Source organism: Paraburkholderia sp. MM5477-R1 (genome assembly GCF_050436385.1).
Lineage (GTDB): Bacteria > Pseudomonadota > Gammaproteobacteria > Burkholderiales > Burkholderiaceae > Paraburkholderia > Paraburkholderia tuberum.
On the sequence record NZ_JBNDMC010000006.1, the window covers coordinates 1339712 to 1354200 of the forward strand.

At 59.6% G+C, this 14489-nt stretch carries 10 protein-coding genes and 7 pseudogenes; 12 read left to right on the forward strand and 5 right to left on the reverse strand.

Annotated elements, in window-relative coordinates:
• The first annotated feature begins 32 nt into the window (after positions 1–32).
• The 7 genes and pseudogenes from OKW35_RS24545 to OKW35_RS24575 all read left to right on the forward strand — a co-directional run.
• Positions 33–824, forward strand: coding sequence for an SDR family NAD(P)-dependent oxidoreductase (locus OKW35_RS24545; protein WP_429553354.1), 792 nt, complete (start codon positions 33–35; stop codon positions 822–824).
• A 53-nt stretch (positions 825–877) separates the two neighbouring features.
• Positions 878–2224 (forward strand): MFS transporter, encoded by a 1347-nt coding sequence (locus tag OKW35_RS24550; RefSeq protein ID WP_429553355.1) that lies wholly within the window; start codon positions 878–880, stop codon positions 2222–2224.
• Between the two features lie 141 nt (positions 2225–2365).
• Positions 2366–2644, forward strand: a pseudogene (locus OKW35_RS24555) (3-keto-5-aminohexanoate cleavage protein); the annotation flags it as partial.
• Between the two features lie 80 nt (positions 2645–2724).
• Positions 2725–3258, forward strand: coding sequence for a transposase (locus OKW35_RS24560; RefSeq protein WP_429553838.1), 534 nt, complete (start codon positions 2725–2727; stop codon positions 3256–3258).
• Entirely contained in the window at positions 3234–3590 is a 357-nt protein-coding gene (gene tnpB / locus OKW35_RS24565; RefSeq protein ID WP_167368694.1) for an IS66 family insertion sequence element accessory protein TnpB, read from the forward strand. The genes OKW35_RS24560 and tnpB overlap by 25 nt, the downstream gene beginning before the upstream one ends.
• 30 nt (positions 3591–3620) lie before the next feature.
• The gene (gene tnpC, locus OKW35_RS24570; RefSeq protein WP_429553356.1) at positions 3621–5201 is read left to right on the forward strand and encodes an IS66 family transposase; all 1581 of its coding nucleotides are present in this window, start codon (positions 3621–3623) and stop codon (positions 5199–5201) included.
• Positions 5202–5237: 36 nt separating this feature from the next.
• A pseudogene (locus tag OKW35_RS24575) lies at positions 5238–6059 on the forward strand (3-keto-5-aminohexanoate cleavage protein); the annotation flags it as partial.
• Between the two features lie 167 nt (positions 6060–6226).
• Here OKW35_RS24575 and OKW35_RS24580 read toward each other — a convergent pair.
• A complete protein-coding gene (locus tag OKW35_RS24580; RefSeq protein WP_184056229.1) occupies positions 6227–6487 on the reverse strand; it encodes a DUF4148 domain-containing protein in 261 nt (86 codons plus the stop codon).
• Between the two features lie 710 nt (positions 6488–7197).
• A pseudogene (locus OKW35_RS24585) lies at positions 7198–8046 on the reverse strand (IS110 family transposase); the annotation flags it as partial.
• A 185-nt stretch (positions 8047–8231) separates the two neighbouring features.
• Between OKW35_RS24585 and OKW35_RS24590 the strand changes: the two are divergent.
• From OKW35_RS24590 to OKW35_RS24600, 3 genes are all read left to right on the forward strand, one after another.
• A complete protein-coding gene (locus OKW35_RS24590; RefSeq protein ID WP_429553357.1) occupies positions 8232–9491 on the forward strand; it encodes a site-specific integrase in 1260 nt (419 codons plus the stop codon).
• The gene (locus OKW35_RS24595) at positions 9488–10411 is read left to right on the forward strand and encodes a tyrosine-type recombinase/integrase (RefSeq protein ID WP_429553358.1); all 924 of its coding nucleotides are present in this window, start codon (positions 9488–9490) and stop codon (positions 10409–10411) included. Before OKW35_RS24590 ends, OKW35_RS24595 begins: the two co-directional genes overlap by 4 nt.
• A 66-nt stretch (positions 10412–10477) precedes the next feature.
• Positions 10478–11485: a tyrosine-type recombinase/integrase gene (locus OKW35_RS24600; protein ID WP_429553359.1), complete on the forward strand. Its 1008-nt coding sequence runs from the start codon at positions 10478–10480 to the stop codon at positions 11483–11485.
• 205 nt (positions 11486–11690) lie between these two features.
• Here OKW35_RS24600 and OKW35_RS24605 read toward each other — a convergent pair.
• From OKW35_RS24605 to OKW35_RS24615, 3 pseudogenes are all read right to left on the reverse strand, one after another.
• A pseudogene (locus OKW35_RS24605) lies at positions 11691–12782 on the reverse strand (ISL3 family transposase); the annotation flags it as partial.
• 249 nt (positions 12783–13031) lie between these two features.
• Positions 13032–13202 (reverse strand): annotated as a pseudogene (locus OKW35_RS24610) (IS110 family transposase); the annotation flags it as partial.
• A gap of 257 nt (positions 13203–13459) precedes the next feature.
• A pseudogene (locus OKW35_RS24615) lies at positions 13460–13549 on the reverse strand (electron transfer flavoprotein subunit beta/FixA family protein); the annotation flags it as partial.
• An 8-nt stretch (positions 13550–13557) separates the two neighbouring features.
• On the opposite strand from OKW35_RS24615, the pseudogene OKW35_RS24620 reads away from it, so the two are divergent.
• Together OKW35_RS24620 and OKW35_RS24625 are read left to right on the forward strand one after the other, a co-directional pair.
• Positions 13558–13893: pseudogene (locus tag OKW35_RS24620) on the forward strand (integrase core domain-containing protein); the annotation flags it as partial.
• Between the two features lie 202 nt (positions 13894–14095).
• A complete protein-coding gene (locus OKW35_RS24625; protein WP_429553360.1) occupies positions 14096–14428 on the forward strand; it encodes a DUF1016 N-terminal domain-containing protein in 333 nt (110 codons plus the stop codon).
• The last annotated feature ends 61 nt before the right edge of the window (positions 14429–14489 follow it).

Consider the following 14489-nt stretch of genomic DNA (forward strand, 5'->3'; position numbering starts at 1 on the left):
GCACGGCACATAACGCCAAACTGAGGATAACCATGAGTTCGATGAATAGGAGTGTTGTCGCCCGATACTTCGACCTGTCAGATCTGACGGTCGTCGTCACGGGTGCAGGGTCAGGCCTGGGCCGCCAGGCGGCGCGCACGCTAGCCGCAGCCGGCGCGCAGGTCGCGCTGCTGGGCAGGCGGGCCGATCCGTTGAGCGAGACAGAAGACATGATCGTGCGGGATGGCGGCGTAGCGCGCCACTTTCCGGTCGATGTCACGGACCAGGAGGCGGTTGCTCTCGTGTTCGACGAAATCCAGCGAACCATGGCGCCGCTCTGGGCGCTCGTCAACAATGCTGGAGCGGGCGGTCGCGCCGCGTTGATCGATGTCGACGCGCAAATGTTCGACCGCGTGTTTGGCGTCAATACGAAGGCCGCGCTTCTCACGGCAACGGCGTTCGCGCGACGGCTGGTCGCCAGCGCGCTGCCCGGACGCATCATCAACATCTGTTCGCTCGCTGCGCAAACGCACTCGCCGAATCTGTCGATCTATAGCGCGAGCAAGGCGGCGCTCGAGCATCTGACCCGATCGATGGCTCACGAATGGGCGTCTTACGGCATCAATGTCAACGCCATCAATCCGGGCTTCATCGAGACCGACATCAATCGTGCACTGTTTCAGACGCCGGCCGGCAAGACGATTGTTGAAGGACTGCCGCGCCGACGGCTCGGCACGCCCGAAGCGCTCGACGGTGCGTTGTTGCTGCTTGCATCGCCGGGGAACGATTTCATGACGGGCGCGACGCTTTCGGTCGATGACGGGCAGCGCTTCGTGATGGGTTGATGCGCGCGAAGTCAGGACCGTGGCCGGTATTTCAAAAATGTTAGGAGACAAGCATGCACGTGATACCCGATGACCCTGAGGGCGGCAATAACGACGACTACCTGACGAGCAGGCGGCAGGCCTGGTTTGCCTTTGCGATGACCTTCGCGCTCATGTTTTTCGATTTTATCGACCGGCAGGTGATCGTCTCGCTATTTCCCCACATCAAGAGCGAATGGAACCTGAGTGACAAACAGCTGGGTTCCCTGGTTTCCATCATTTCCATCGTGGTGGGGGCGGGGGGATTGCCGGTAGCGCTGGTGGCAGACCGCATGGGCCGTGTAAAGAGCATCGTGGTGATGGCTATCACCTGGAGCCTTGCCACGATCTCGTGCATGTTCACGACCAACTACAGTCAATTGTTTGCGGCGCGTGCGATGGTGGGGGTGGGTGAAACCGGCTATGGCTCGGTAGGAGTAGCCCTTATCTCGACACTGTTTCCCAAGCGCTTGCGGAGCGCCGCGCTCGGCATCTTCTACGCTGCTCCATCGCTGGGTTCAGTACTCGGTGTGGTGTTGGGGGGCATGATCGCGGCGAGGTGGGGCTGGAAGGCCGCCTTTGGTGTGGTCGGTGTACCTGGGCTCGTGCTGGCACTGCTTTATCTCTTCGTGCGCGACTACAAGACGGTGGCACTGACGCCAGGCTTGAACCAGGCGACCCGGTCTCTGGGCGGGACGCTCAAGCACATCTTTGTCACGATGGCGCGCACGCGAACGCTGCTATGGGTTTGCGTTGGAGCGGCGGCACAACTGATTACGGTGTCAGCCATGTGGTCGTGGCTGCCCAGCTACCTGAACCGTTTCCACGGCATGGCCCCGGAGGCTGCAGCCAAGTCGGCCGCGGCGGTGGTGTTGGTCAGCGCGTTTGGCTGCACGTTCTGGGGCATCGTGGTGGGCCGCCTGGCACTTCGCACACCGCGCAACAAACTGTCCGCGCTGTCCGTGTTGTGCCTGATCACATCGGTGATTCTCGTGGTGGCGTTTGGCGGCTCATACACGGGGAATGCACAGTTCAAGCTGATCCTGCTTGGCGGTTTCTTCATGAACTGCACCGTCGGTTTGGTTGCCGGTGTTGCCATGGACGTCATTCACCCAGGTGTGCGCTCGACCGGCGCGGCCGTACTTTCCCTGTTTCAAAACGTGCTTGGACGGGCGGTGGGTCCGTTCCTGGCGGGTGTCCTGTCTGACCAATGGGGTTTGCAGTGGGCACTGACCGTCATTCCTCTCTTCAGCATATTGGCCGCGGTGCTTTTTGTCATCGCAATGCGCAGTTATGACGCGGATGCGGCCGGTATCTCCGACGTGAAGCTGGATGTGGCGCCAGCCCTGACCGGCACCCTGGGCACCGGCGCTGCGGTCTGAGTTGGGGGGGACGGTCAAGGAGACGCCGTGGCGCCGTGTGCCAAGCACCTTTGGATACGGCGTCAGAAAATTCTCTCCACGCCACTGGCCTCGCGCTGGTTGTTTCTTTCCTTACTCCCGACCTGCCTTTGGAAACATGACATGAACTTTCTCGACGGTTCCCTTTACCCTGAAAACCAGCAACCCCTGATCATCACGGCCGCGCCCTATGCCCCAGGATGGCTGCCGTCCGACTTCCCTGAGGACATCCCGGTCACGATGGAGCAGCAGATCCAGAAGGCTGTGGATTGCTATAACGCCGGCGCTACCGTGCTGCACCTGCATGTTCGCGAACTCGACGGCAAGGGCAGCAAGCGCCTGTCGAAGTTCAACGAGCTAATCGCCGGTGTGCGCGCCCGCGTACCCGAGATGGTCATCCGTAAGCGGTCCATCTTCGACGTCTATCGGCTGACGGCATGAGCGAGGAGCATTGGTGTCCACCTACGTGGAGGTGGACACCAATGGCTGGCAATGACTCAGAGTTAAGAGTAGTTCGTCAAAGCCGCGACGGGCGCCGTCGCTATGACGAAAACGGTAAGCGCGCGCTGGTCGAGGCTGCATTGCGCCCGGGCGTGTCGGTAGCCCGTCTGGCACAGGAGCATGGGATCAACGCCAACCTGCTGCGCAAATGGACTACGAAGTACCTGATGGAGCGTGAGAAAGGCATCTCATTGGCATCGCTGAAGGACGACGCCGACGAGCGCGCCCCATCACCACCCGCAGTCGAAGTAATGGATGGCAAAGCCATCGATATGCCGGATTCACGTAAGCGGCCCGCGCCGGCAGAATCCTCCTCTGCATTTATTCCTGTCGTGTCACTACCACCGGCACTGCCGCCACCACCCGTATCTCCGGCACCGCCGATGACGCTCTCACTGCATGTATGTCTGTCGAACGGCGTGGAGTTCGATCTCAGTGCAGCGAGCATCGACGAGTTGAGCACCGTGGTCCAGATGTTCGGGAGGATGCCGTGTTCCGGTTCGACGAAAAGCTGACGGTATACCTGCACCGCGATCCCGTCGACTTCCGGTACGGAATGAACAGTCTGTCGATTCTCGTCGAACAGGCGATGCGCCTGAATCCGATGGATTCCTCGCTCTACGTTTTTACCAACCGGCGATGCGATCGCGTCAAGATCCTGGGCTGGCAGCACAACGGTTTCTGGCTGATGCTCAAGAGACTCGAGGCCAATGATCGCTTCGTCTGGCCTGACAGCAAAACCGAAGTCGTGACGTTGACCGTCGATCTGCTGCACTGGCTTCTCGAAGGTGCCGACATTGCTGCTCTTCAGCGGCATCCGAAACGCCACTATGCTCGCGTGAGTTGAACACGGCATCGGCGTGCCGGTCTAAGTGGCATGCCGATCAACGTGACCATCGACGCTGACGAACTCAGGGCGCTCCTCGCGATACGTGAGGAGCACGACGCGCTTCAGTCAGAGCGTGACGGGTTACGCAGCGCACTGCGTCTCGTGACTGCGGAGCGCGACCTGGCCGAGGAACGACTGCGCGCTTACCGGCGCGAGCTGTTCGGCGCGAAGAGCGAAGCCCGCGCATCGGATCAGCCCGGTCTGTTCAATGAAGCCGAAGTGCTCGGCACGAACGCAACACCCGCGCAGGAAGATACTCGCGAAACCACGATCGCAGCGCACACGCGCAAGAAGCGCGGTCACCGCAAACCGCTCGATCCCAGTCTGCCGCGCGAAGTCGTTCGGCACGAACTTCCCCAAGCCGAACGCTTCTGCAACCACGACGGACACGCGCTCGTCGAGATCGGCGTCGAAACGAGCGAGCAGCTCGACGTGATCCCCGAGCAGGTTCGCGTCATCCAGCACCAGCGCGTCAAATATGCCTGTCCGTGCTGCGACCTCGGCATCAAGGTTACGCCGGCGCCGGCGCGCATCATCCCGCGTGGGCTGCTGACGGAATCGGCACTCGCGTGGGTCGCCACCGGCAAGTATCAGTTCGGCATGCCGATCTATCGCCAGGCTGGTCTGCTGCGACGCTTCGGTGGCGACATCTCGTCGAACACGCTCGCCGCGAGCATGGTCCGCGTCGGTCACGCGACGCAGCCCGTTATCAATCTGATGCGCGACGCGTTGCTCGATGCTGACGTGATCTACTGCGACGAGACGACGTTCCAGGTCCTGAAGGAAGAAGGGCGCAAGCCGCAAACGAAAAGCTATCTCTGGGCGCAAATGACCGGATCGGGAACGCCTATCCGCTGTTTCGCCTATACGGCTGGTCGCGGCGCGAAGCTGGCCGACAAACTGTTCGCCGGCATTCGCAAGGGTGCGGTTCTGATGACCGACGGATACGAGCCCTACAACGGCATCGCGCAACAGTATCAGCTCGTGCATCTCGGATGCTGGGCTCATGCGAGACGGTATCTGGTCAAGGCCGAAGATAACGTGCCCAAGGCGGCCCGCTCCCCCGATCTGCTCGCCACACGCTTCATCAAACTGATCGGCAAGCTGTTCGCAGCGGAGGCGCGCAGTGAAACGTGGCCGGCTGAACGACGACAGCGATTGCGACGACGATACAGTGCGCGCGTACTCGATACCATCGAAAAGCTGATGCTTGAACAGTCGCCCGGCGTCGTGCCGCAAAGTTTACTCGGCAAGGCGCTGACCTATCTGCATGGGCAGTGGCCCAAGCTGATCCGTTACGTCGAGAACGGCAACTGGCCCATATCGAACAATCCCTGCGAAAATTCCATTCGCCCGTTTGTCGTCGCACGCAAAAGCTTCCTGTTTGCCGATACAGTTGCTGGCGCACATGCGAGTGCGAATCTTTATTCGCTGATCGAGTCAGCAAAAGCCAACGGCATCGACCCGTACTGCTACCTCACCTGGCTGTTCCAACGTCTGCCACTGGCGAAGACCGTCGACGACTACGACGCGCTGTTGCCGTGGAAGATGCCCGCCAATCTCCGCTGACCCTTCTCCCTACCACACAATTTACGCTTCAGAGCACCTCTGAGTGGCGTCGTTCGTGGACCGCATACGGTCATCCAGGTGGGCGGCTCGATCAGCTTCGCGCCCGAGACCGAAGGTGCCGCGGCCAAGTGGCTGAGCGACGACACGCGCCACATGCTGGCCGAGCTCGATCCCAAACCCGATCAGGTCACGGTGACGATCAACACCTCGCAGATGAACGTCACCGAACATGCGGAGCTGGCGGATTTCAAGGGCACGTCGAGAGAAATTTCCGCGATCTACAACGCCTACAAGGAGATGACGGTGCCGTCGCAGCCCGGCTGGGCCGAGGAGCACATTCGCCGCCTGAGCGAGGCGGGCATCCAGAGTGCTTTCCAGTGCTACAACATCAATAGTTTCGAGTCGGTTGAGCGGCTGATTCGGCGCGGCATCTACAAGGGCCCGCTGGTCATGAACTGGGTGGCGATCAGCGGTGGCATGGACGCACCGAATATCTACAACCTTGCCAACTTCGTGCGCGCCACGCCGGACGGCGCGGTACTGACAGTGGAGAGTTCAGTGCGCAATGTGCTGCCGGTCAACATGATGGGCATTGCGCTGGGCCTGCACGTGCGCTGCGGCACCGAGGACTGCCTCTGGAACCAGACGCGCACGAAGAAGGCGAGCACAGTCGAGCAGATCGAGCAACTGGTGCGCATCTCGCGCGAGTTCGGCCGCGAGGTGGCCACCGCCCAGCAGGCGCGTGAAATCAGCAAGATCGGCGTCTTCTACGACACAGCGGAAGAGACCCTGCAGGCCAACGGCTTCGCGCCCAACCGCAACGGTGGTAATCAGGGCTTCCTGCGCAAGGCCGTCTGAATTATTGAACGCAAGTTTGCGCATCGGACAAAAAACACTCAAGCCATCCGGCCCGGGCGAAGTCACCGGAGCCCGGAGGCGGAGGGTTCATCAACTCCAATAGCACAGGCCCGCTCTCATGCGAGATGCGGGCCTGTTTCAAGATGCCGGGAGAGCCGGCTGAATTCCTACTTGCCAGATTGCGACGTGCTGCTGGTTTCCGCGCCGTAGGCCGTGTTGTTGCTGTTCTGTTGCGCGACGACGGCTTCAGCTTGCTGAATGTTTGCCGGGTAGTGCATCCAGTCGTTTGGATTGTAGCCAGCTTTTTCAAGCTGGACGAGCTGTTCGCGGACTTGCGCGCGCGTCACGGGCTGGCTCGACTGCGCAAAGGAAGCGAGCGGGGCGCCGATGAGGGCGGCGATGGTCAAGGCCTTGATGATCGACTTCATGATGACTACCTCAGGAGATTATTTTGATATGAGCGACAAACCCATGTGTCTGTAGCAAATGGCGGTAGTCTAGAAGCTGGAAGGGTGGGGTAAATACCTAATCAAGCGACAAACTGTTGCGAATTTTGGAATGATCGTGTTCGGCGTTGGCCCGGGTCTCTTTTGTCTGACAAGGCGGCAAGGACGTGGAAACGGTGTCGAGCGGCCAACCTGCAGGCGTTCTGGCCACGCCGTAGCGCTAGTATGGCGAACTGGATAGGGACCTGACGTACGATTCCGGTTGCACCGTACTGCGGCTGTGACACACCCATTAGCGTGCCCGCGTCAAGCGAGCAATCCACATCCCCGGCTGCGCGAGCAGCCGTTTCCCAGTTTCAGCACCCGAATGTACCCGCCAACCGCGTCCGTTTCTTCATTTCTGGCTGCGACGGATCGCGCCAGACACCCATCTGGATCAAGCGAATGGCAATACCGCCGGTGCCTTTCGCCCTGGCGGCCATGCCGCCCCGGAAGAACATTGGTACCGCAACGCGTCCAGGGAATCCGTACAAATTCGAGGGCTGCCGCATCAGGGCGCCAATCCATCGATGGCTCGCGTCGCAGGCGATTCGCCATGACTGCATGTCGGGGACGGCGACACGGCATCCCATTCAAATTCCTGGGCTGGGGCCCAATCCTCCCACGGGCCTTGTCGGTCGCCGTCGAAAGCCTTACGTGAAGCAGCGCGTCACATCAAACGGTTTGTGGTCCTTCAGAATATGAAAGCATGCGCGCGCCAGTTTATGTGCGAGCGCCTTGCGTGCGACGATCGGATTTGTCCTGGCTTTCTTGCGTTCATAAAAGCGCCTGGCCTCGGTGCAGTAGCGCTGGGCGAAATTGGCTGCCTCGACGAACGCCCAGCACAGGTACCGGTTGCCGTTACGGATGTTGCCTTCTCCCTTCTTCTTGCCGTTGCTGGTGTGCCGGCTGTTCACGCAACGCGCATAGGAAGCGAAGTTACCGGCGCTTGCAAAACGCTCAATCGGGCCGGTCTCCAGCAATATGACGCTTGCCAGGATCTGGCCAATGCCGGGCACGCTGGTCAGCAGCGCATACTCTTCGCGTGGTCGGACTTTTTCGGCCAGCCGCTTTTCTACCAGCCCGATCTGTGTGGAAAGCGTGCTGACGACCGCCAGATTGGCCTGTATTGCCAGCGCGACCTCGGCCGGTAGCGCCATCTGGTCAACGTCTTCGGTCGTCAGCCGCAGGACCTGTGCGCACGATATTCCGGTACCGCAGTGACGAGCCGTGATGTTTTCGATCGCGAGTATGTGGCTGGTGCGACTGCGTACCAGCTGCATGCGCTTGCGGGCAAGATCACGCACACTGCGCGCTTCGGGTGACAGGATCGTACCCGTGGGCAGGATCCCCAGCCGCAACAGCCGGGCCAGGTAGCGTGCATCCGTCTCGTCGCCACTGTACTTGAGCCCGTTGTATTGCCTGATCGCCGTGGTGTGGGCCAGATGCACGGTGGAGCCCGTTGCCTGCAGGCCATCGACGAGCCAGTACCAGTTGAAGGTCCTATAGAAACATTTCTATAGGACCTTTTATGGACGCCCCGGAATTATGCACGGTTTGTCGGTCATGCTGAGGTGCGACGCCCAATTCCTCTGGGTGCCAGGTAGCGCCTCACCATCGGCCAACCTTGCATAACAGATACTGCTCTTCCCAGATGGCTTCATCGCCATCTCTCAGGAGAGCGATCATGATCACGCCAGTCGTTTCTGAAGTTGTCGTGTGCAATCGCGCACGGTACGGCGCACTTGGACCCGTCGTTGGAAATTTCACCGACTACTTGGGGCGTCACGGATATGCGGGTATTACTAAAGAGAACTACCTGCAATGCGCCTCCCACTTCGGACGGTGGTTGACTGCGCGACGCATCGCTATCAATCACATCGACGAGACAGTGCTGCATCGCTTTCTCACGGAGCACCTTCCCGTCTGCCACTGCAGCAAGGCAAGTCCCCGCACCCCCGCAAACCTTCGCCGCGCGCTGCGTCATCTGCTTCGCATGCTGCGCTCGGAGGGAATCATTCCCTCGAGATCAGCGCCGGTTTCCAGTTTCATAAGTGAAGAACTTCGGCTCTTTGACGCTTATCTTCAGGATGTGCAGGGGCTAGCACCGGCAACGCGTCTCTACCGTCTGCGCTACGTCCGTGAATTCCTCATTGCCCGATTTGGCTGGGGGCCGATTGCGCTTGAATGCCTCAAGCCAGATGAGATCTGTCGATTCGTGACTGATCGCGCCGCGGGCTGCCAACCCCGGACAGCAGGAATCATTGGCGACTGTCTGCGGAGTTATTTGCGTTTCCGTCGCATACACGGACAACCTACCGAACCCCTGATTGCCGCAGTCCCAAGAGTCGCTTACTGGCGTCTAGCGGCGTTACCGGATTCTCTTACCGATTCAGAACTGGCGGGGCTTGTGAATTCCTTCGATCATACGTGTCCAACCGGCCGACGTGACTACGCGATCATTCGCTGTCTGGTGGACCTGGGCCTGCGGGCGAGCGAAGTGGCTTTTATCCAGCTCGATGACTTGAATTGGCGAGAAGGGACGCTCCGGATTGCCAAAGCGAAGGCAAAGCGCACAACACTTCTGCCGTTGCCTTTGGAGACGGGGCGCGCGATCGCTGACTATTTGCGCTTCGGGCGCCCGCGAACGGAAAGCCGCGCACTGTTTGTGCGGCACCGCGCTCCGCGCGATGAACCGGTGGGGCCCAGCCTGGTGCGTAATGCCGTACGCTGTGCCTACGCCCGGTGCGGCCTCGCTCAGCGGTGGACCGGAACCCATGTGCTACGCCATTCGGTCGCATCAAGGCTACTCAGGGAAGGGGCAAGTCTCAAAGACATCGCCGATCTACTGCGCCACCGCAACGTCAACACGACGACCATCTATGTCAAAGTCGATCTACCCAGGCTCAACACCGTTGCCTTGCCATGGCCGGGGAGACGCACATGAAGCCCGCCACTACCATGGTGTCCCTGGTCGAGGACTATCTCGAATGCCGGCGGCGACTCGGCTTCGCTTTGGAGAGTGAGGAAAGGCGGCTGCTGTGCTTTGCACGCTTCGCCGATCAAATCGGTCACCGCGGTCCGATCACGGAAGAACTGGCCTTGCGTTGGGCCTGTTCGTCCAGCCGCGCGACAGCCATCACGAGAGCAGGTCGGCTAAAAATCTTGAGCCCGTTCGCCAAGTATCGCCTGCAGTTTGATCCCGCCACCGAAATTGCATCGCCCGGACTCTGTGGACCAGGACATCGACGGTTGACCCCGCATATCTACTCGGAGGAGGAGATCGACGCGTTGGTGGATACTGCGCGACGACTTCCGCCCGCCGGCAGCCTGCGTCCAGTTACCTGTGAAACCGTCTTCGGTCTGCTTGCGGCCACGGGTTTGCGTATCTCGGAGGCGTTGGCCTTTCGGCGCTCGGACGTGGACTTGGAACGCGGCCTGCTCACGATCCGTCAGAGCAAGTTTCGGAAAGCCCGCCACGTTCCTCTACATCCGACCACCACCGAAGCCCTCCGTGCCTATGCCTGTATTCGGGATAAAAGGCTGCCCGCGTCGACGACCGACGCGTTCTTCGTGTCAGACCGCGGGAGGCCAGTGAACTATCGTCAGATCGCATATGCCTTCGCCCGTCTTCGAGCACAGCTCGGATGGCAGGCCCGAGGGGGTCACCCGCACCCGCGCATCCACGATCTGAGGCACAGCTTTATCTGCCGCCGTCTTATCGGCTGGTATCAGGAGGGGATCGATGTCGGTAATGCGATGCTGGTGCTTTCCACCTATGTCGGACATACCCAGGTCACCGATACGTTCTGGTACTTTCCACCTATGTCGGACATACCCAGGTCACCGATACGTTCTGGTACATAACGGCAATACCTGAGCTGATGACCATCGCAGGCGATCGCTTCGAGCACTTCGTTCAAGGAGGCAATCATGCTTGACCTGAACTCATCACCGACGTTTGCGCAATTGCTGCAGCAGTTCTTTATGGAGCGCCTGATACAGCAGCGTAACGCCAGCCCGCGAACGGTGGCTGCTTACCGCGACACTATGAGGCTGCTTCTCGAATTCACCGAACAGCGATTGCATCGGAAACCTGAACGCCTGGAACTCAGCGATATCGATGCACCACTGGTTCTCGACTTCCTCAATCATCTCGAAGTGGTTCGCCAAAACAGCATCCGCAGCCGCAACCTCCGGCTTGCCGCCATTCGCTCGTTTCTGCACTATGCTGCGTCCCGAGTACCAGAATCGCTCGGCACGATTCAACAGGTGCTCGCGATCCCGATGAAGCGTTATGAGCGCCCGCTGGTCCGCTTCCTCTCCCGAGAAGAAATATGCGCCTTGCTCGATGCACCCAACCCCAACACATGGTGCGGTCAGCGCGATCGCGTGATGTTGGCGACCCTCTATAACACCGGCGCTCGGGTATCCGAACTCATCGGCATACGCGTTGGCGACGTCGATCTGGATCGAAGCCCTTCTGTACGTCTTCACGGTAAGGGCCGCAAAGAACGTGTGGTCCCGCTCTGGCGCAGCACCGCAAGCCAGATCCGGCTCTGGCTTCGGCAAATTGGCGCTTCATCCGGACAGTGGCTCTTTCCAAATCGTTCAGGCGGACCGATGACGCGAACCGGAATAACCGATCGCCTTAACCTCGCCTACCAGGCTGTGGAAACTGATTGCGCGGGACTCAAGGGCCAACGCATCTCACCGCACCTGGTCCGGCACGCGACTGCCATGCACCTGCTTCAGGCTGGAGTTGACCTCACGGTCATTGCGCTGTGGCTGGGTCACGAGAACCCAGCGACCACGCACATGTACATAGAGGCAGACCTGGCAATGAAGGAAAGAGCCCTCAGTACGCTTCAATTGCCCCACAGCAGGCAACGGCGCTACCGGCCCACCGACCGCGTGCTGCAGTTTCTCGAGGGCTTGTGATTATGCTCGGCCGCGTGAACTGATCCGATCGGTTAGCCCAGCAATGCTCAGGAATTCAAAAGCTCGCGCGGCACGGTCCCGTACTTCGATTCATATCGGCACCCACGCCGCGCGCTCCGTTGTCCTCAACGACAAACCGTGCATAATTCCGGGGCGTCCATAAAAGGGATCTTCGCGGAAAAGTGTGATGAAAAATCTCCATTTTTCAGATTCGAGGCAGCATGCAAGTGAGGATCTTCAGGCGCAGATACTCCTCATCTCGCAATCCGTACGCGCGTCGTTGGATGACCCGAATCTTGTTGTTGAGTCCCTCAACGAAGCCGAGCGGCACCTTGTTTTCTGGCTTGCAATAGGAAGCAATCCCCTCCCAATGACGCTCGACCATCGCGGCAAACTTCTCATAGGGCTTCAAACGCTGCCACCTCAGGCTGGATTTCCAGTTCTCGAAGAAGCGACGTGCCCAGCCTTCGCGCTCGTAGTCCCACAACTGCCCGAACGACTCCTTGAGCAGGTACGCGGTATTCAGCCGTCGGTTCGCTGCGAGAAGCGTCTTCAACGAGTTCCTGCCTTCCATCGACAGGTTCTCGCGATGACTGAGCAGAACGTACTTCTGGCCTTTGATGTAGCGCCGCTGCTCGCCTTGCAGGCGAGCGTATTCGCTCTTGCGTACTTCATCCAGGGCTTCGTTGAGCTGCTTTATGACGTGGAATTTGTCGTACAGGATGGCCGCATGCGGCACGCGTTCCTGTGCGACGTTGTAAAACGGCCGCCACATGTCCATCACGACAAGCCGGATGCCGCGGGCCTTTTTCTCGCCCAGCCAGTCATAGAACTGATGCATGCTGGCCTCCTTTCGATCTTCGCCACCGAACCAGATCGCACGGCCCCGTATCAGGTCGCTCACAACAATGCGGTACGTCTGTCCCTTGCCAATCGAAATCTCGTCGATGCCGATGACCTTCGGCCCGGGCGTGCCGAACCGCTCCACTTGTGCCCGCATGTACTGCATCTCGAGGTCCTTGACCGTATGCCAGTGCAATTTCAGTTCGTCAGCCACGTCCTTGATCGTGCTGTCGCGACAGCGACGACCGACGTACCACGCGAAGCGCTTCGTGTAGTGAGGGTTGTCCGCCAGAAAGCTCAGTCGTTCGCCTTTCACGCTGCCATCGCATCGACAGCGGACCCGACGAGCCTCGAGTTCCAGGTAAATCCGTATATCGCCGTTCGGCAGATCTCGAACGCGACGCACCCTGCGATCGTGGATCGAGCACCGTCGACCACATCCCTTGCAGGCCGTTTTTTTGAGCGCCGAACCAGCGTGACTACGCGTGCCATGCGATCACCGAAGACACCGCGCAGCGCTTCGCAAGGACGGAATCCGTCGAACCGGTATGCGTCGGAAAGACGCTTGAGTTTGCGTGAAGTAGCCATCGCGAAATCATGCCCCATTTCGCGAGGCCATCAAGACGCGCGAACCCTTACCCAGATTGGCTCTCCGACGTTTTCATCATGAAAAACCATCACAGTTTTCCGCGAAGTTCCCATAAAAGGTCGACTCGACCACGACGCCGGCAAGCCCGTCTTTCCACGGCGCAAGGAAATCCAGGATCTTCGTCAGGTCATTGGGCAGGCGCCTTTCCGCCAAGATCCGGTCCGTTTCATCGATCACGGTAACCATGCTGTTGTTCGAATGCAGGTCAATGCCACAATAGTTCATGGTGAGCCTCCTTCCGGTCAAAGTGCTTGGCCAACTCACTTTAACCCCGCCGCCCCAAAGGGCGACGGAAGGCCCGCTAGATGATTTTCAAGTTCCGCCGGCTGCTACTGCGCTTCGAACGTCTCAGTGCGCTCCACTACGCGTTCAAAACGCTTGCCTATACGATGATCAACCTGCGGCACTACTGCTAAGCGTCATCGCAGGTGCATGCTGTTGCCCGATGGCGCATCGCGCCATGGACGGTCACGTCATTTCCATTGTTTGCCGAGGATCACCAGTTGCGGCTGCTCCCTGTCGACGAGCGCCTTGAGCAGCTTCGCGACGGCGAGCGGCTGCAGGTCTTCGTTCGATTCGGGCCTTATTCCGGACGTGCAAGTATCGCCCGGATTACCCGCCTGAAGGCTTCGAAAGCCTGCAAGACGCACGTCTCTGGGTGCATCACTTTGTTGATTGGTACAACCACGAGCATCGCCATAGCGCGATCCGGTTCGTCGCACCAGCGCATCGGCACGCAGGGCAGGATACGGCGATCCTGGAGAAGCGTCGGCAGCTGTATCAACTCGCTCGACAACATCATCCGGCGCGATGGTCCGGCAAGCTGCGCAACTGGGAACCGATCGGTTGTGTCTGGCTTAACCCGAAAGCAGACCACGAAACGCAACCCCTTTGCGATGTCTTAGAGGCTGCATAACGCGGGTTCCAACTACCTTGACAGTCACCGCGGCCATGACCATCCGCACTGGCTTACGCTGCTCGGACTGGGCCCGCCTCAACCCCGGCGAGTCTGACCCGCGGCTGAGGCCGCCGATCCAGCGATTACCTCCGGAATCTGAAATTCCGCGTTCCCACGCGGACTGGTTACGCGCGTCTGTGTAACGTCAAAACCCCTGGTTTTGAACCACGTCGGTTTCGGCTGGCGCAACCTTGCGCAGATGCGGGCCTTTTACCTCGCCTGGCCGACTGAACAGATTGTGCAGACGCTGTCTGCACAATCCTCCTCGTCGCCGATCTTCCCGACACCGTCTGCAATTTCTGCCGGGCGACCGCTTTCAGGATCACCAGCGCGAAACGCTCCCGAACCGGACGCCGTCGCACAGGCGTTTCCCTTGTCGTGGTCGGCCTACGTGCGCCTCCTTTCCGTGAAGAGGGCGGCGGCCCGTGCCTTTTACGAGGCGGAAAGTATTCCAGATGCCGGATATTCATTGATTTACTCTCTAAATCAGTAACCCCTATCCAAAGAATAAATGAAAACTGTTTAAGAAGCGATACTGTGCATCACCTACAGAA